The sequence below is a fragment of the Streptomyces sp. SN-593 genome (genome assembly GCF_016756395.1).
Lineage (GTDB): Bacteria > Actinomycetota > Actinomycetes > Streptomycetales > Streptomycetaceae > Actinacidiphila > Actinacidiphila reveromycinica.
The window spans coordinates 7,063,187-7,077,360 of sequence record NZ_AP018365.1 but is presented as its reverse complement, the minus strand read 5'-3'; the positions used below and the strand labels follow the sequence as shown (position 1 = coordinate 7,077,360).

11 protein-coding genes are annotated in these 14,174 nt (G+C 74.8%); 8 read left to right on the top strand and 3 right to left on the bottom strand.

The window, feature by feature from the left end; genetic code table 11:
- Positions 1-49: 49 nt before the first annotated feature.
- A complete protein-coding gene (locus RVR_RS30630; RefSeq protein WP_202237146.1) occupies positions 50-952 on the bottom strand; it encodes an AraC family transcriptional regulator in 903 nt (300 codons plus the stop codon).
- 192 nt (positions 953-1,144) lie between these two features.
- Here RVR_RS30630 and RVR_RS30625 point away from each other — a divergent pair, with 192 nt between their 5' ends.
- Positions 1,145-2,242 carry an aldo/keto reductase gene (locus RVR_RS30625; RefSeq protein ID WP_202237145.1) on the top strand — a complete coding sequence of 366 codons (1,098 nt, stop codon included), beginning with the start codon at positions 1,145-1,147 and terminating at the stop codon, positions 2,240-2,242.
- Positions 2,243-2,405: 163 nt separating this feature from the next.
- Here RVR_RS30625 and RVR_RS30620 read toward each other — a convergent pair whose 3' ends face one another.
- Both RVR_RS30620 and RVR_RS30615 read right to left on the bottom strand, forming a co-directional pair.
- Entirely contained in the window at positions 2,406-4,043 is a 1,638-nt protein-coding gene (locus RVR_RS30620) for an ABC-F family ATP-binding cassette domain-containing protein (protein ID WP_202237144.1), read from the bottom strand.
- A 13-nt stretch (positions 4,044-4,056) separates the two neighbouring features.
- Positions 4,057-4,836 carry an HAD family hydrolase gene (locus tag RVR_RS30615; protein WP_237405057.1) on the bottom strand — a complete coding sequence of 260 codons (780 nt, stop codon included), beginning with the start codon at positions 4,834-4,836 and terminating at the stop codon, positions 4,057-4,059.
- 125 nt (positions 4,837-4,961) lie between these two features.
- On the opposite strand from RVR_RS30615, the gene RVR_RS30610 reads away from it, so the two are divergent.
- The 7 genes from RVR_RS30610 (at position 4,962) to RVR_RS30580 (ending at position 14,087) form a co-directional block, all read left to right on the top strand.
- Complete coding sequence (locus RVR_RS30610) at positions 4,962-6,533, top strand: FG-GAP repeat domain-containing protein (RefSeq protein WP_202237143.1); 1,572 nt, start codon at positions 4,962-4,964, stop codon at positions 6,531-6,533.
- A 168-nt stretch (positions 6,534-6,701) separates the two neighbouring features.
- Entirely contained in the window at positions 6,702-7,508 is an 807-nt protein-coding gene (locus RVR_RS30605; protein WP_202237142.1) for a TIGR03084 family metal-binding protein, read from the top strand.
- Positions 7,505-9,088 carry an acyl-CoA carboxylase subunit beta gene (locus tag RVR_RS30600; RefSeq protein WP_202237141.1) on the top strand — a complete coding sequence of 528 codons (1,584 nt, stop codon included), beginning with the start codon at positions 7,505-7,507 and terminating at the stop codon, positions 9,086-9,088. Before RVR_RS30605 ends, RVR_RS30600 begins: the two co-directional genes overlap by 4 nt.
- Before the next feature lie 13 nt (positions 9,089-9,101).
- Entirely contained in the window at positions 9,102-11,339 is a 2,238-nt protein-coding gene (locus RVR_RS30595; RefSeq protein ID WP_202237140.1) for an ATP-binding protein, read from the top strand.
- A gap of 88 nt (positions 11,340-11,427) precedes the next feature.
- On the top strand, positions 11,428-12,618 hold the full coding sequence (locus tag RVR_RS30590; RefSeq protein WP_202237139.1) for an acyl-CoA dehydrogenase family protein: 1,191 nt from the start codon (positions 11,428-11,430) through the stop codon (positions 12,616-12,618).
- Between the two features lie 99 nt (positions 12,619-12,717).
- Complete coding sequence (locus RVR_RS30585) at positions 12,718-13,461, top strand: enoyl-CoA hydratase family protein (RefSeq protein WP_202237138.1); 744 nt, start codon at positions 12,718-12,720, stop codon at positions 13,459-13,461.
- Entirely contained in the window at positions 13,449-14,087 is a 639-nt protein-coding gene (locus tag RVR_RS30580; protein ID WP_202237137.1) for a TetR/AcrR family transcriptional regulator, read from the top strand. The genes RVR_RS30585 and RVR_RS30580 overlap by 13 nt, the downstream gene beginning before the upstream one ends.
- The last annotated feature ends 87 nt before the right edge of the window (positions 14,088-14,174 follow it).

Below are 14,174 nucleotides of genomic sequence, written 5' to 3'. Positions count from 1 at the left end.
GTGTCCGGCGTCCCCCGGGCATCCGGCCCCGGACCGTGTGGCGGAGGGCTCAGGTACCCGCGGGGTCCCGGACCGGCGCCGACATGCGCGCGCGGAGGCGGGCGGCGTCCCGCGCGGGCGGCAGGCCGTAGTGCCGGCGGTACTCCCGGTTGAACTGGGTGGCGCTGGCGTAGCCGACCGCCTCGGCGACCAGGGCGGCGGTGCTGTCGCCCGAGAGCAGGCGGCGGCGGGCCTCCTGGAGCCGCAGGTGCTTCTGGAAGCGCAGCGGGCCCATACCGGTCGCGGCCTTGAAGTGCCGGTGCAGCGTGGCCGGGCTCATGTGGGCGACGGCGGCGACCGCCTCGACGGTGAGCGGTTCGCGGAAGTGCTCGCAGATCCACGCGGCGGCCGCGCGCACGCGGGAGGCGGCCGTGTCGGCCGGGGTGAGGCGGCGCAGCAACGGGCCGAGCGGGCTGCCGAGCAGCCGGTAGAGGATCTCCGCCTCGACCCTGGGGGCGAGCGCGGGGATGTCCTCGGGGGTGTCCAGGAGCCGTACCCACCGGGTGACCGCGTCCACGATCTCCGGGGTCATGGGCGCGGAGATCTGCCCCTCCGGGCCCGCGGGCGCGGCCGGGGGCGGGGGGCCGTCGGCGCCGTCCAGCTCCAGCAGCAGGTCCGCGAGCACCCGGCCGTCCAGCCGCATCACGGCGGAGCGGTACGGCAGGCTCTCGAAGACGGCCGTGACCGGCAGGACCAGCGAGTTGAGGAACATCTCGCCGCGCCGGGTCCCCCAACTGCGCTCCCCCGCGGTGGAGTGCTTGGCGCCCTCGGCGATGAAGCAGATCATCGGCTCGTAGAGCAGGTCCGACGGCGGGAGGGGTTCGTCGAGGGCCACGACGGTCAGGCGCGGCACCACGGCGTCGTGCCAGGTGCCGTCGCTGTGCCGGGCGATCGCCGCCGCGAGCTGGTCCATGGGTGCCCCTTGCCGTGCCGGTCGGCCGCCGCCGTCCGTTGCGGTGCCGTGCCGTGCCATGCCGCGTCGCGCTGTGCTGTGCTGCATGGCGCTGTGCCGTGCCGCATCGCGGCCTTGCTGTTGAGAGTATCGGGCAAGAATATGCGATCAGCGCCCCATGCGCCGCCGCGGACGTCTTCCTAGCGTGGAGGCATGGCACACAGCAACGGGGCCGGCACGGACGACGTGCACGGCCGGAACCAGGTGAACGACACGGGCAAGGCCGGCGGCGCGGGCTCGGCGGGCGACGGCGGCGGGCTGCTGCCGCGGCGCCGGCTCGGCACGCAGGGCCTGGAGGTCGGCGCGATCGGGCTCGGCACCATGGGCATGACGATGGCGTACGGCGCGGGCGGCGACGAGGAGGGCGGCATCGCGACCATCCGCCGGGCGTGGGAGCTCGGCGTCACCCTCTTCGACACCGCGGAGCTGTACAACACCGAGGACGGCTCGAACGAGCGCCTGCTCGGCCGCGCGGTCCGGGACTTCCGCGACGAGGTGGTGATCGCCACGAAGTTCGGCTTCGACCTGCGGGACCCGGAGCAGTACGGGGTCGCGCTGGACAGCCGCCCCGCACACATCCGCGAGGTGGCCGAGAACAGCCTGCGCCACCTCGGCACCGACCACATCGACGTGCTCTACCAGCACCGTGTCGACCCGGACGTACCCATCGAGGACGTCGCCGGCACCGTCGGCGAGCTGATCGCGGAAGGCAAGGTGCGCTTCTTCGGCCTCAGCGAGGCGGGCCCGGAGATCATCCGGCGCGCGCACGCGGTGCATCCGGTCTCGGTGCTCCAGACCGAGTACTCGCTCTTCGAACGCGCCGTGGAGGCGGACGTGCTGCCGGTGCTGCGCGAGCTGGGCATCGGCTTCGTGCCGTACTCGCCGCTGGGACGCGGGTTCCTCACCGGCGACTGGAAGCCGGCCGCGGAGTACCCGGCGGACGACATGCGCAGTTGGGACGACCGCTGGCAGCCGGGCAACTACGAGCGGAACGCCGCGGCGGTGCGCGAGCTGGCGGCCCTGGCGGAGGGCAGGGGCATCACGGTGACGCAGCTCGCGCTGGCCTGGCTGCTGGCGCAGGGCGAGGACGTCGTGCCGATCCCCGGCACCCGCAGTGCCCGGCGGGTGGCCGAGAACGTGGCGGCCGGGAGCGTCGGGCTGACCGGGCAGGACCTCTCCCGGATCCAGGAGATCCTGCCGCGCGGCGCGGCCGGGTCGCGCTACCCGGAGGCGATGATGCCCTCCTGGTGAGCGGCGCTCGGCGTCCCCAGCGTGCCGGCGGCCGGCGTGTCGGCGGCCGGCGTGTCGGCGGCCGGCGGCTGGCACGCGGGCGGCCGGCACGCGGGGGGAGCACTCGGCGGGCAGCGCACGGGGTCGGCAGGCGGGAGTCGGCGCTCGGGGTCAGGGGTCGGGGTCAGCGCTCGGTGATGCGGCCCTCGGCGACCTCGATACGGCGGGTGGTGTGCACCGCGCCCAGCATGCGGCGGTCGTGCGTGACGAGCAGCAGCGTGCCCTCGTAGGAGGCGAGCGCGGACTCCAGTTGTTCGATCGCCGGCAGGTCGAGGTGGTTGGTGGGCTCGTCCAGCACCAGGAGGTTCACGCCGCGGGCCTGGAGCAGCGCCAGGGCGGCGCGGGTGCGCTCCCCCGGGGAGAGCGTGGCGGCCGGACGCAGCACGTGCGCCGCCTTCAGCCCGAACTTGGCGAGCAGGGTGCGGATCTCGGCGGGTTCGAGGTCGGGCGCCGGCGCCCGGAAGGCGTCGAGCAGGGCGGCGTCGCCGCGGAAGAGCCCGCGGGCCTGGTCGACCTCGCCGACCACCACGCCGGGGCCGAGCGAGGCGTTCCCCTCGTCCAGCGGCAGCCGGCCGAGGAGGGCGGCGAGCAGGGTGGACTTGCCGGAGCCGTTGGCGCCGGTGATCGCCACCCGGTCCGCCCAGTCGATCTGGAGGTCGACCGGCCCGAACGTGAAGGCCCCGCGCCGGACCCTGGCCTGCCGCAGCGTGGCGACCACGGCGCCGGAGCGGGGCGCGGCGGCGATCTCCATCCGCAGCTCCCACTCCTTGCGGGGCTCCTCCACGGCCTCCAGCCGCTCGATCATCCGGTCGGTCTGGCGGGCCTTGGCGGCCTGCTTCTCGCTGCTCTCGGTGCGGGCCTTGCGGGCGATCTTGTCGTTGTCGGGCTGCTTGCGGACGGCGTTGCGCAGGCCCTTGTCCATCCAGCCGCGCTGCATCCGGGCCCGCGCCTCCAGGCCCGCCTTCGTGTCGGCGTACTCCTCGTACTCCTCGCGGGCGTGCCGGCGGGCGGTCTCCCGCTCCTCCAGGTAGGCCGCGTAGCCGCCCCCGTAGGCGGTCACCTGCTGCTGGGCGAGGTCGAGTTCGACCACGCGGTTGACGGTGCGGGCCAGGAACTCGCGGTCGTGGCTGACCAGGACGGTGCCGGCGCACAGGCCCGAGACGAACTTCTCCAGCCGCTCCAGGCCGTCCAGGTCCAGGTCGTTGGTGGGCTCGTCGAGCAGGAACACGTCGTAGCGGCTGAGCAGCAGCGAGGCGAGGCCGGCGCGGGCGGCCTGGCCGCCGGACAGCGAGCGCATCTGGGCGTCGAGGTCCACGCCGAGCCCGAGCGAGCCCGCGGCCTCCTCCGCCCGCTCGTCCAGGTCCGCGCCGCCCAGGTCCAGCCAGCGGTCGAGGCTCTCCGCGTACGCGTCGTCAGCGCCGGGTGCCTCGTCCACAAGGGCCTGGGTGGCCGCGTCCAGCGCGGTCTGCGCGGCGGCGACCCCGGTCCGGCGGGCCAGGAAGGCGCGTACGGTCTCGCCCTCCCGGCGGTCCGGCTCCTGCGGCAGGTACCCGACGTTCGCGGTGGACGGCGAGAGCCGCACCGTGCCCTCCTCGGCGGTGCCGAGCCCGGCGAGCAGCCGCAGCAGCGTGGACTTTCCGGCGCCGTTGGCGCCCACCAGCCCGACCACGTCGCCCCCGGAGACCACCAGGTCGAGCCCGCTGAACAGTGCTCGGTCGCCGTGCCCGGCGGCGAGGTTCTTCGCTACAAGTGTCGCGCTCATCAGACCGCGGACTCTACCCGCTCCCCCGCTCCCGCACCGCGCCGTTTTCGCCCGTGCCGGGGTACGGGCCGGGGTGCGGGCCGGGGTGCGGGCCGGCCAGCGCCGCCGGGAGGGTGTGCAGGGTGCGCAGGACGTGGATGCCGGCCGCAGGGCTGGGGCTGCCCGGCTCCTGCCCGCCGCGGCACAGCCAGTACGACCGCAGGCCCGCGTCGCGCGCGCCCAGCGCGTCCGCGGTGTAGTCGTCACCGACGTACGCGACCTGCTCGGGCGGCAGGCCCAGCGCGGCGCAGGCGGCGTGGAAGATCCCGGCGGCGGGCTTGACGGCGCCGTACTCGTCGCAGCAGACGAACGCCCCGCGCAGGTAGGGCAGCAGGCCGACCGCGGCGAGCTTGCGGCGCTTGCCCTCGGTGCCCGCGTTCGACACCACCCCGAGCCGGTGGTCCGCGGCGAGCCGGCGCAGCACCGGTTCGGCGTCCGCGAAGGCCGTCCCGGCCAGGTCCCGCCGTGCCGCGTACCGCCCGAACCACGCCGACGCCTCCGCGTCGGACAGCCCGGGCCGCCCCAGGAAGCGCCGCACCCGCGCCCGCTGCTGCGCCGCGAAGTCCACTTCCCCGGCCAGGAACCGCCCGTACTCCTCCACCATCAGCGCCCGCCACCGCGCCAGCGCCTCCCCCTCCGACCCGAGCCCCGCCACCGGCTCCGCCCCGAGGTGCGCCCGGAGCCCCGCCGCCTCGGCCGCCGCGTAGTCGAACAGCGTCCCGTCCACATCGAAGAGCACTCCCCGCACCCTCACCGGCCCCTCCCGTCCCGTCCGCGCTGTCAGTGCCCGCCTCTAGATTGACGGGTGCATGCAACCGCGCGCCGGCCGACGCGCGGTCCATCATCTTGGGGGTTCACTTGTCCACGTCCACAGGACGGTTGACAGCACGCGGGCTGGTACTGGCCGCGGTAGGCGCGCTCGTGGGGGTCGTCGCGGTGCAGACGACGGCGCACGCCGATGCGGCACCGGCCGTACCGGTGCCGACCGGGTTGGGCACCGATCCGGTACCGGTGGGTGGGGCGCCGGGCGACGGGTGCGGTACCGCCGAGCCCTACGGCTCCATCGGGCTCGGCGGTGTCACGTTCGGTGCGGTCTCGACAACGACCGACGGTTCCCTGGTGCAGACGGAGTTCTCCGTGACGCCCGGCGACGGGTCGCCCGGGTACGACTACACGGGCAGCAACCTCGTCAGCGGGTCACGGGCCCAACTCAACCTGCCGGGAGACGACTTCGCCGACGGGATGACGTACACCTGGCGGGCGCGCGCGATCAGCGGCACCGGCGCGGTCTCGGACTGGTCCGCGCCGTGCCACTTCGTCACCGACCACACGCCGCCCGCGGCACCGGTCCTGACGTCGACCGACTTCCCGTCGGAGACTTCCGGCATCCCGGGTCCCGTGGCACGCACGACCGGCACGGTGCACGTCGCGGTGAGCGGGCCGGGGGCGTCCGACGTCGTCGCGGCGCGCTACGCGCTGGACGCGTACCCGTACTCCGGCAGCCCCGCGGTGCCGGTGGGGGCCGACGGCACCGCCGACATCACCATCACGCCCACGAGTTGGGGCCCGCACACGCTGTGGGTCGAGACGGTGGACCGGACGGGCAACCTGTCGCAGGAGACCCCTTACCAGTTCGCCGTGGGCACCGATCCGAAGCCCGACGCGCACGGCGACGTCAACGGCGACGGAGTCGCGGACCTGCTCGCGACCACCACGGACGGCACCCTGCACACGCTGCTCGGCAACGGCGACGGAACGCTCGAACCGGCGGTCGTGCACCCCGATTCGCCGACCACCTTCTCCACGGGGCTGATCGCGCAGAACGGCGACGGGACCAACGACGGCTACCAGGACCTCCTGTGGATCACCCCCAACAACGTGCTGGAGCAGGCCGCGAACAACGGGCTCGGCGACTTCGGCCGGGTGACCGTCGTCTCCCGGCCCGGCGGCTACTGGGACGCGGCCACCCAACTGGTGCAGCCAGGGGCAGGCGACGGCGCCTCGTGGGGCGGTCTGATGTCCGTCGAGAACGGCCACCTGTTGCTCTGGCCGAGCCACAACGGAGCGATCTTCGATGACCCGACCGACCTCGGCACGGGCTACGACCACCTGACCGTGCTGACGCCCGGCGACCTCACCGGCGACGGGGTGAGCGACCTGCTGATCCGCGACGACAGCACCGGTCTGCTGCGCGTCGCCCCGCGGGCCGAGGACGGCACCGTGCTGCCGACCTCCGACTGGCAGGACGTCGGGACCGGCTTCAGCAAGGCGAAGTACCCGCTGCTCACCGTCGTCGGCGACGCCAACGGCGACGGCTTTCCCGACATGTACGGCGTGACCGCTCACGGCGAGCTCGACTTCGTCCAGGGGAAGGCGGGGGGCCACTTCGGCAAGCCGGTGTGCCTCTCCGTCTCCGGCCTGGACCTCTCGACGGTCAACGCCCTGGCCTGAACGGATCGCCGCGCGAAGCCGCGCTCCCCCGCCTCGGGGAGCGCGGCTCCTTCGTTTCCGGGCGGATCAAAAGATGCATGCACGCTTGAATGTTTCGGGGGTCGCTGGGACCCTCGGGGGGCACCGTCACATGTCCGGTCCGTGGGCTCTGCTCGACGAGGGGTGGCCGTGGTCGATCCGCAGGCAGTACGCGCCGTGTTGGAGGATCTGCGCGCGGAGGGCGAGGCGCTGGACGCGCTGGTCGCGCCGCTCGGGGCGCGGGGGTGGGAGGCGGACACACCCGCCGAGGGCTGGACCGTGGCGCACCAGGTCGCGCACCTGGCGTGGACGGACGGGCGCGCCCTGCTGGCGGTGCTGGACCCGGACCGGTTCACCGGGGAACTCGGCGGCGACCTGGCGGAGTTGGCCGCCTCGGTGGACACGGGCGCCGCGGCGGGTGCGGCGGAGCCGTACCCGGAGTTGCTGGCGCGCTGGCGGGAGGGCCGGACCCGGCTGCTGGACGCGCTGGCCGCCGCGCCCCCGGACGCGCGCTTCCCCTGGTACGGGCCGCCGATGAGCACCGCCTCGGTGGCCACGGGGCGACTGATGGAGACGTGGGCCCATGGCGAGGACGTGGCCGACACGTTCCGGGTGCGGCGGGAACCGACCGCCCGGCTGCGGCACGTCGTGCGCATCGCGGTACGGGCACGCGACTACGCCTTCGCGGTCCACGGGATGGCGCCGCCGGCGGAGCCGTTCCGGGTCGAACTGGTCGCCCCGGACGGCTCGTCGTGGACCTACGGACCGCCGGACGCGGCTCAGCGGGTGACCGGGCCCGCGCTGGACTTCTGCCTGCTGGCGGTCCGGCGGCGGCACCGCGACGACACGGCGGTGCGCGCGCGGGGAGCGGACGCGGACCGCTGGCTGTCGGTGGCACAGGCGTTCGCCGGGCCCCCCGGCAAGCCGCGGGCCGCGGCGAACGGCGGTGCGGCATGAGCGCGTCGCGGGAGGCCGGCTTCGACGAGCGGCGGGCGGTGATGCTGGAGCGGCTGGCGGAGGTCACGGAGGCGCACGCGCAGGCGCTGGCCGGAGGCGGACCGAAGTACGTCGAACGGCACCGCACACGCGGCAAGTTGACCGCGCGCGAGCGGATCGAGCTGCTGCTCGACCCCGACACTCCGTTCCTGGAGCTGTCGCCGCTGGCCGGCTGGGGCAGCAACTACGCCACCGGGGCCTCGCTGGTCACCGGGATCGGCGTGGTCGAGGGCGTGGAGTGCCTGATCAGTGCGAACGACCCGACGGTGCGCGGCGGTTCGAGCAACCCGTGGACGCTGCGCAAGGCGCTGCGCGCCGACGAGATCGCCCTGGCCAACCGGCTGCCGGTGATCAGCCTGGTGGAGTCGGGCGGCGCGGACCTGCCCAGCCAGAAGGAGATCTTCATCCCCGGGGGCGCCCTCTTCCGCGACCTGACCCGGCTGTCGGCGGCCGGCATCCCCACCGTGGCGGTGGTGTTCGGCAACTCCACGGCCGGCGGGGCGTACGTCCCGGGCATGTCCGACCACGTGATCATGGTCAAGGAACGCTCCAAGGTGTTCCTCGGCGGGCCGCCGCTGGTGAAGATGGCGACCGGTGAGGAGAGCGACGACGAGTCGTTGGGCGGGGCCGACATGCACGCCCGGGTCTCCGGACTCGCCGACTACTTCGCGCTGGACGAGCCCGACGCGCTGCGCACCGCCCGCCGGGTGGTCGCCCGGTTCAACTGGCGGAAGCTGGGCCCCGATCCACGCCCCGACCCGCGACCGCCGCTCTTCGACGAGGAGGAACTGCTCGGCATCGTCCCCGGCGACCTGCGCACCCCGTTCGACCCGCGCGAGGTGGTGGTCCGGGTGGTGGACGGCTCGCGGTTCGACGAGTTCAAACCGCTCTACGGGCCGAGCCTGGCCACCGGTTGGGCCGAGGTGCACGGCTATCCGGTCGGCATCCTCGCCAACGCCCAGGGCGTGCTGTTCAGTGCGGAGTCGCAGAAGGCAGCGCAGTTCATCCAGTTGGCGAACCAGCGGGACGTCCCGCTGCTCTTCCTGCACAACACCACCGGCTACATGGTCGGCCGGGAGTACGAACAGGGCGGCATCATCAAGCACGGCGCGATGATGATCAACGCCGTCTCGAACTCCCGCGTCCCGCACATCTCGGTGCTGATGGGCGCGAGTTACGGCGCCGGCCACTACGGCATGTGCGGCCGCGCCTACGACCCGCGTTTCCTCTTCTCGTGGCCGAGCGCGAAGTCCGCGGTCATGGGGCCCGCGCAGCTCGCCGGAGTGCTGTCGATCGTCGCCCGCCAGTCGGCCGCCGCGAAGGGCCTGCCGTACGACGAAGACGCCGACGCGGCGCTGCGTTCCATGGTCGAGCAGCAGATCGAGGCCGAGTCGCTGCCGATGTTCCTGTCCGGCCGCCTCTACGACGACGGCGTGATCGACCCGCGGGACACCCGCACCGTGCTGGCCGTGTGCCTGTCCGCGCTCCACAACGCCCCGGTCGAGGGCGCGCGGGGCGGCTTCGGCGTCTTCAGGATGTGAGGAGTTGGACCCGATGACCGAGGAAGCCCGGCACTCCACCCGGCGGCCCGCCCGGCCCAGCGCCGAGCCCGCTGGCGATCCCACGGCCGAGAGCCCCGCCCAGCCCACCGCCCAGAGCCCCGCCCAGCAGCCCGCACCGGGCCCCGCACCCGCCGCGCGCGAGCAGATCCGGGTCGTCCTCGTGGCGAACCGGGGCGAGATCGCCCGCCGGGTGCTGCGCAGTTGCCGCACCCTGGGCATCGGCACGGTGGCCGTCCACTCCGACCCGGACGCCGGCGCGGCACACGTCCGGGAGGCGGACCGGGCGGTGCGGCTGCCCGGGGAGTCGGCCGCGGAGACCTACCTGCGCGGGGAGTCGGTGGTCGCCGCGGCGCTGGCGGCCGGCGCGGACGCGGTGCACCCGGGGTACGGATTCCTGTCGGAGAGCGCGCGGTTCGCGGCGGCCGTGCGGGAGGCGGGGCTGACCTGGATCGGCCCGTCGCCGGAGGCGGTGGCCGCGATGGGCTCGAAGACCCGGGCGAAGGAGCTGATGGCGGCGGCCGGGGTGCCGCTGTTCACGGCGCTCGACCCGGACGGGGTCCGCCCGGCCGACCTGCCGGTGCTGGTGAAGGCCGCGGCGGGCGGCGGCGGCCGCGGCATGCGGATCGTCCGCGAACTGAGCGCCTTGGAAAGCGAGTTGACCGCCGCCCGGGCGGAGGCGCGGGCGGCGTTCGGCGACGGCGAGGTGTTCGTCGAGCCGTACGCACAGGGCGCACGGCACATCGAGGTGCAGGTGCTGGCCGACGCGCACGGCACCGTGTGGGTGCTGGGCGAGCGGGACTGCTCGGTGCAGCGCCGGCACCAGAAGGTCGTCGAGGAGACCCCGGCGCCCGGCCTGGCCGCCACCGTGCGCACGGCCCTGCACGACGCGGCCGCCCGCGCGGCGCGGGCGATCGGCTACGAGGGCGCCGGCACCGTGGAGTTCCTGGTCGGCGCGGACGGACGACCGTACTTCCTGGAGATGAACACCCGCCTCCAGGTGGAGCACCCGGTCACCGAGTGCGTCTTCGGGGTGGACCTGGTGGCGTGGCAGATCAGGATCGCCGAGGGCGCCGCGCTGCCGCCCGACCCCCCGCTGCCGCGTGGGCACGCCGTCGAGGCGCGGCTGTACGCGGAGGACCCGGCCCGCGGCTGGCAGCCGCAGGCCGGTCCGGTCCACCGGCTGGAGGTACCGGGCGTGGACGCGGAGTTCACGCTCCCGCCGGGGCGCGACGCGGGCCTGCGACTGGACTCCGGAGTGACCGGCGGTGACACCGTCGGCGTGCACTACGACCCGATGCTCGCCAAGGTGATCGCCTGGGCCCCGACCCGCGCCGAGGCGGTCCGCCGGCTGGCCGTCGGTCTGCGACGGGCGCGCATCCACGGTCCACTGACGAACCGTCAGCTCATCACGGACATCCTGCACCATCCCGACTTCGCGGCCGCCCGGTTCGACACGGGCTGGCTGGAGGGGCACCTGGCCGAGCTGACCGGGCCCCGCGGGCAAGGCGGGGAGACCGGGGAGACCGGGGACGCGGGAGCGCGGGCGGGCGGGAGCGGTGCGACCGGTGGGAAGGGCGCGACCGGGAGGGAGGAGCGCACGGCCGCACTGGCCGCCGCGCTCGCGGACGCGGCCAGCCGCGGCGTGGCGTCCGCTCCCCCGGCCCGGCCGGCCCCGGTCGCCGCCCGCCTCGGCGGCTGGCGCAACCTCCCGTCGCAGCCGCAGGTCAAGCGCTACCGGGCGCAGCCGTCCGGCACCGAGCACGAGGTCCGCTACCGGCTGACCCGCGACGGCCTGACCGCCGAGGGCCACGACGGCGTCGTGCTCGTGTCCGCGGCCCCGGACCGGGTGGTGCTCGAAGTCACCGGCGTCCGGCGGACCTTGGAGGTGGCCGCCTACGGCGACCAGGTGTTCGTCGACGGGCCCGACGGCGGCGTCGCGCTGGTCGCGCTGCCGCGCTTCGCCGACCCCGCCGAGCAGGTCGCACCCGGGTCGCTGCGCGCGCCGATGCCCGGCACGGTGGTCCGGATCGGCCGTTTCGCACCGGGCGACAAGGTGGAGCGCGGCGAGCCGCTGCTGTGGCTGGAGGCGATGAAGATGGAGCACGTGGTCACCGCCCCCACGGCGGGCACGCTCGCCGAACTCACCGCCGTGGTGGGCGCGCAGGTCGAGCCCGGCGCCGTCCTGGCCGTCGTGAAGGAGGACGGAAACCCGCCGCGACAGGAGCCGTGAGGCCCCCGCACGTACCGCAGCCTCGTACCGCCGTCTCGTACCGCACCGCCCCCGCGCACCGCCCCCACGTAACGGGAGGAAAAGCGACATGAGCACCGACGCGACCCCCTTCGACCACGCGCTGCTGGAGAGCGACGAGCGGCGTGCGCTGCGCGCGGCGGTCGGCGCCCTCGGCCGCCGCTACGGCCGGGACTACTTCACCCGGACCGTCCGCGCCGGCGAGCAGCCGGACGAGCTGTGGCAGGAGGCCGGCCGGCTCGGCTACCTCGGCGTGAACCTGCCCGAGGAGTACGGCGGCGGCGGTCGAGGGCTCGCCGAACTGTCCATCGTGCTGGAGGAGTTGGGCGCCGCCGGCAGCCCCCTGCTGCTGCTGGTGGTGTCGCCGGCGATCTGCGGCACCGTGATCGCCCGGTTCGGCACGGCCGCGCAGAAGGAGCGCTGGCTGCCCGGGCTGGCCGCCGGCACGCTGCGGATGGCCTTCGCCATCACCGAGCCGGACGCGGGTTCCAACTCGCACCGGATCTCCACCACCGCGCGCCGCGACGAGGACACCGGCGGCTGGCGGCTGACCGGACGCAAGGTCTTCATCTCCGGGGTGGACATCGCCGACGCCACGCTGGTCGTCGGCCGCACCGCGGACGCCCGTACGGGGAAGCTCAAGCCCTGCCTGTTCATCGTCGAACGCGGCACCCCCGGCTTCGAGTTCCGGCAGATCGAGATGGAGGTGGCCGCGCCCGAGAAGCAGTTCCAGCTCTTCCTCGACGACGTGGCGCTGCCCGCCGACGCGCTGGTCGGCGACGAGGACGCCGGACTGCTCCAGCTCTTCGCGGGGCTCAACCCGGAGCGCGTGATGACCGCCGCCTTCTCCATCGGGATGGGCCGCTACGCCCTGTCCCGGGCGGTGGAGTACGCCCGTACCCGGCAGGTCTGGCAGGCACCGATCGGCGCCCACCAGGCGATCGCCCACCCCCTCGCGCAGGCCCACATCGAGCTGGAACTCGCCCGGTTGATGATGCAGAAGGCCGCGCACCTCTACGACGCGGGCGACGACATGGGCGCCGGCGAGGCGGCCAACATGGCCAAGTACGCCGCCGCGGAGGCCGGTGCGAAGGCGGTCGACCAGGCCGTGCACACCCTCGGCGGCAACGGCCTGACGGCCGAGTACGGCCTGGCCACGCTGCTCACCGCCTCCCGGGTGGGCCGGATCGCCCCGGTCAGCCGCGAGATGATCCTCAACTTCGTCTCGCACCACACGCTGGGCCTGCCCAAGTCGTACTGACCCCCACGTACTGACCTCTGCGTACGGACCCCCGCGTACCGGCCCGCACGACCGGCCCCGCCCGCTCCTCTCCGAGCCCGACCGACAGGAGTCCGCACCGTGGCAGCCACAGCGCCGCTGGTCCAGCGGCACCTCGACCGCGGTATCGCCGTCATCACCCTCGACTCCCCGCACAACCGCAACGCCCTGTCCGCCGACCTGCTGGACGGGCTCGCGTCGGCGCTGCGGCGGTCCGCCGCGGACACCGCGGTCCGGGCGGTACTGCTCACCCACACCGGCGGCACGTTCTGCTCCGGCGCCGACCTCGCCGACCGCCGCGTCCAGCAGGGTCCGGCCCTGCTGGCGGAGCTGATGCGGCAGATGGCGAGCCTGCCCAAGCCGGTGGTGGCGCGGGTGCGCGGGCACGCCAGGGCGGGCGGGCTCGGACTGCTGGCCGCCTGCGACATCGCGGTGGCGACCGACGACGCCTCCTACGCCTTCACCGAGTCCCGGCTCGGACTCGCCCCCGCCGTCGCCTCGATACCGGTCCTGGCCGCGGGCGACCGGCGCGCCTTGGCCCGCTACTTCCTCACCGGCGAGCGCTTCGGCACGGCCGAGGCGATCAGGACCGGGCTGGTCACCGCGTGGGACGACGACCTCGACGGCATCCTCGCCGGGCTGCGCGCCGCCTCGCCGCAGGGCCTGGCCGCGACCAAGGAGCTGACCGCGGCGGCGCTGCTGGACCGGCTGGACGCCGACACCGAGGCGATGGCCGAGCTCAGCGGCCGGCTCTTCGCGTCCGCCGACGCCGCGGAGGGCATGCACGCCTTCCTCGAACGCCGGGACCCGTCATGGGCGTTGTGACCGATGCGGCGGCGGCCGACCGCGAGCCGAAGCAGGACCGGGCCCGCGCCACCCGGCAGCGCATCCTGGCCGCGGCCGTGTCGTGCCTGGCCGAACGCGGCTGGTCCGGCAGCACCGTGGCGGTGGTGTGCGCGCGGGCCGGGGTGACCCGCGGCGCCGCGCAGCACCACTTCCGCACCCGGGAGGAGTTGTTCACCGCGGCGATCGCGCACATGGCCGAGGAGTGGCTGGCCGCCGTCCGCGAACGAGCCCGCGCGCTGCCCGGCAGCGGCCGGGACCGTACCCACGCGGTCGTGGACATGCTCGTCGACGTGCACACCGGGCCCCTCTTCCGCGCGGCCCTGCACCTGTGGGTGGCTGCGACCGACGAGCCGGCGCTCCAGCCCCGGGTGGCCGCGCTGGAGGCCCGGATCGGGCGCGAGGCGCACCGGCTGGCCGTGGAGTTCCTGGGTGCCGACGAGTCGGTGCCGGGCGTGCGGGAGACGGTGCAGGGCACCCTGGACATGGCCCGCGGCCTGGGACTGGCCAACCTGCTCAGCGACGACTCGGCGCGCCGGGCCGGGATCGTACGGCAGTGGTCGCGGACGCTGGACACGGTGCTGCGGCCGCCGGCCGAGGGGAACTGAGCCGGTTGGGCCGGGCGGAGCGGGGTGCGGCGGGGTGCGGCGGGCTCACGGCCCGGGCGGGGTACGACGGGCGCCGGTGCGCGCGTG

What these genes read in the sequence shown, in the direction of transcription:
- RVR_RS30625 (WP_202237145.1), top strand. Translation starts at nt 1,145, where the DNA reads ATGGCACACAGCAACGGGGCCGGCACGGACGACGTGCACGGCCGGAAC.
- RVR_RS30620 (WP_202237144.1), bottom strand. Translation starts at nt 4,043, where the DNA reads ATGAGCGCGACACTTGTAGCGAAGAACCTCGCCGCCGGGCACGGCGAC.
- RVR_RS30590 (WP_202237139.1), top strand. Translation starts at nt 11,428, where the DNA reads ATGAGCACCGACGCGACCCCCTTCGACCACGCGCTGCTGGAGAGCGAC.
- RVR_RS30630 (WP_202237146.1), bottom strand. Translation starts at nt 952, where the DNA reads ATGGACCAGCTCGCGGCGGCGATCGCCCGGCACAGCGACGGCACCTGG.
- RVR_RS30580 (WP_202237137.1), top strand. Translation starts at nt 13,449, where the DNA reads ATGGGCGTTGTGACCGATGCGGCGGCGGCCGACCGCGAGCCGAAGCAG.
- RVR_RS30595 (WP_202237140.1), top strand. Translation starts at nt 9,102, where the DNA reads ATGACCGAGGAAGCCCGGCACTCCACCCGGCGGCCCGCCCGGCCCAGC.
- RVR_RS30600 (WP_202237141.1), top strand. Translation starts at nt 7,505, where the DNA reads ATGAGCGCGTCGCGGGAGGCCGGCTTCGACGAGCGGCGGGCGGTGATG.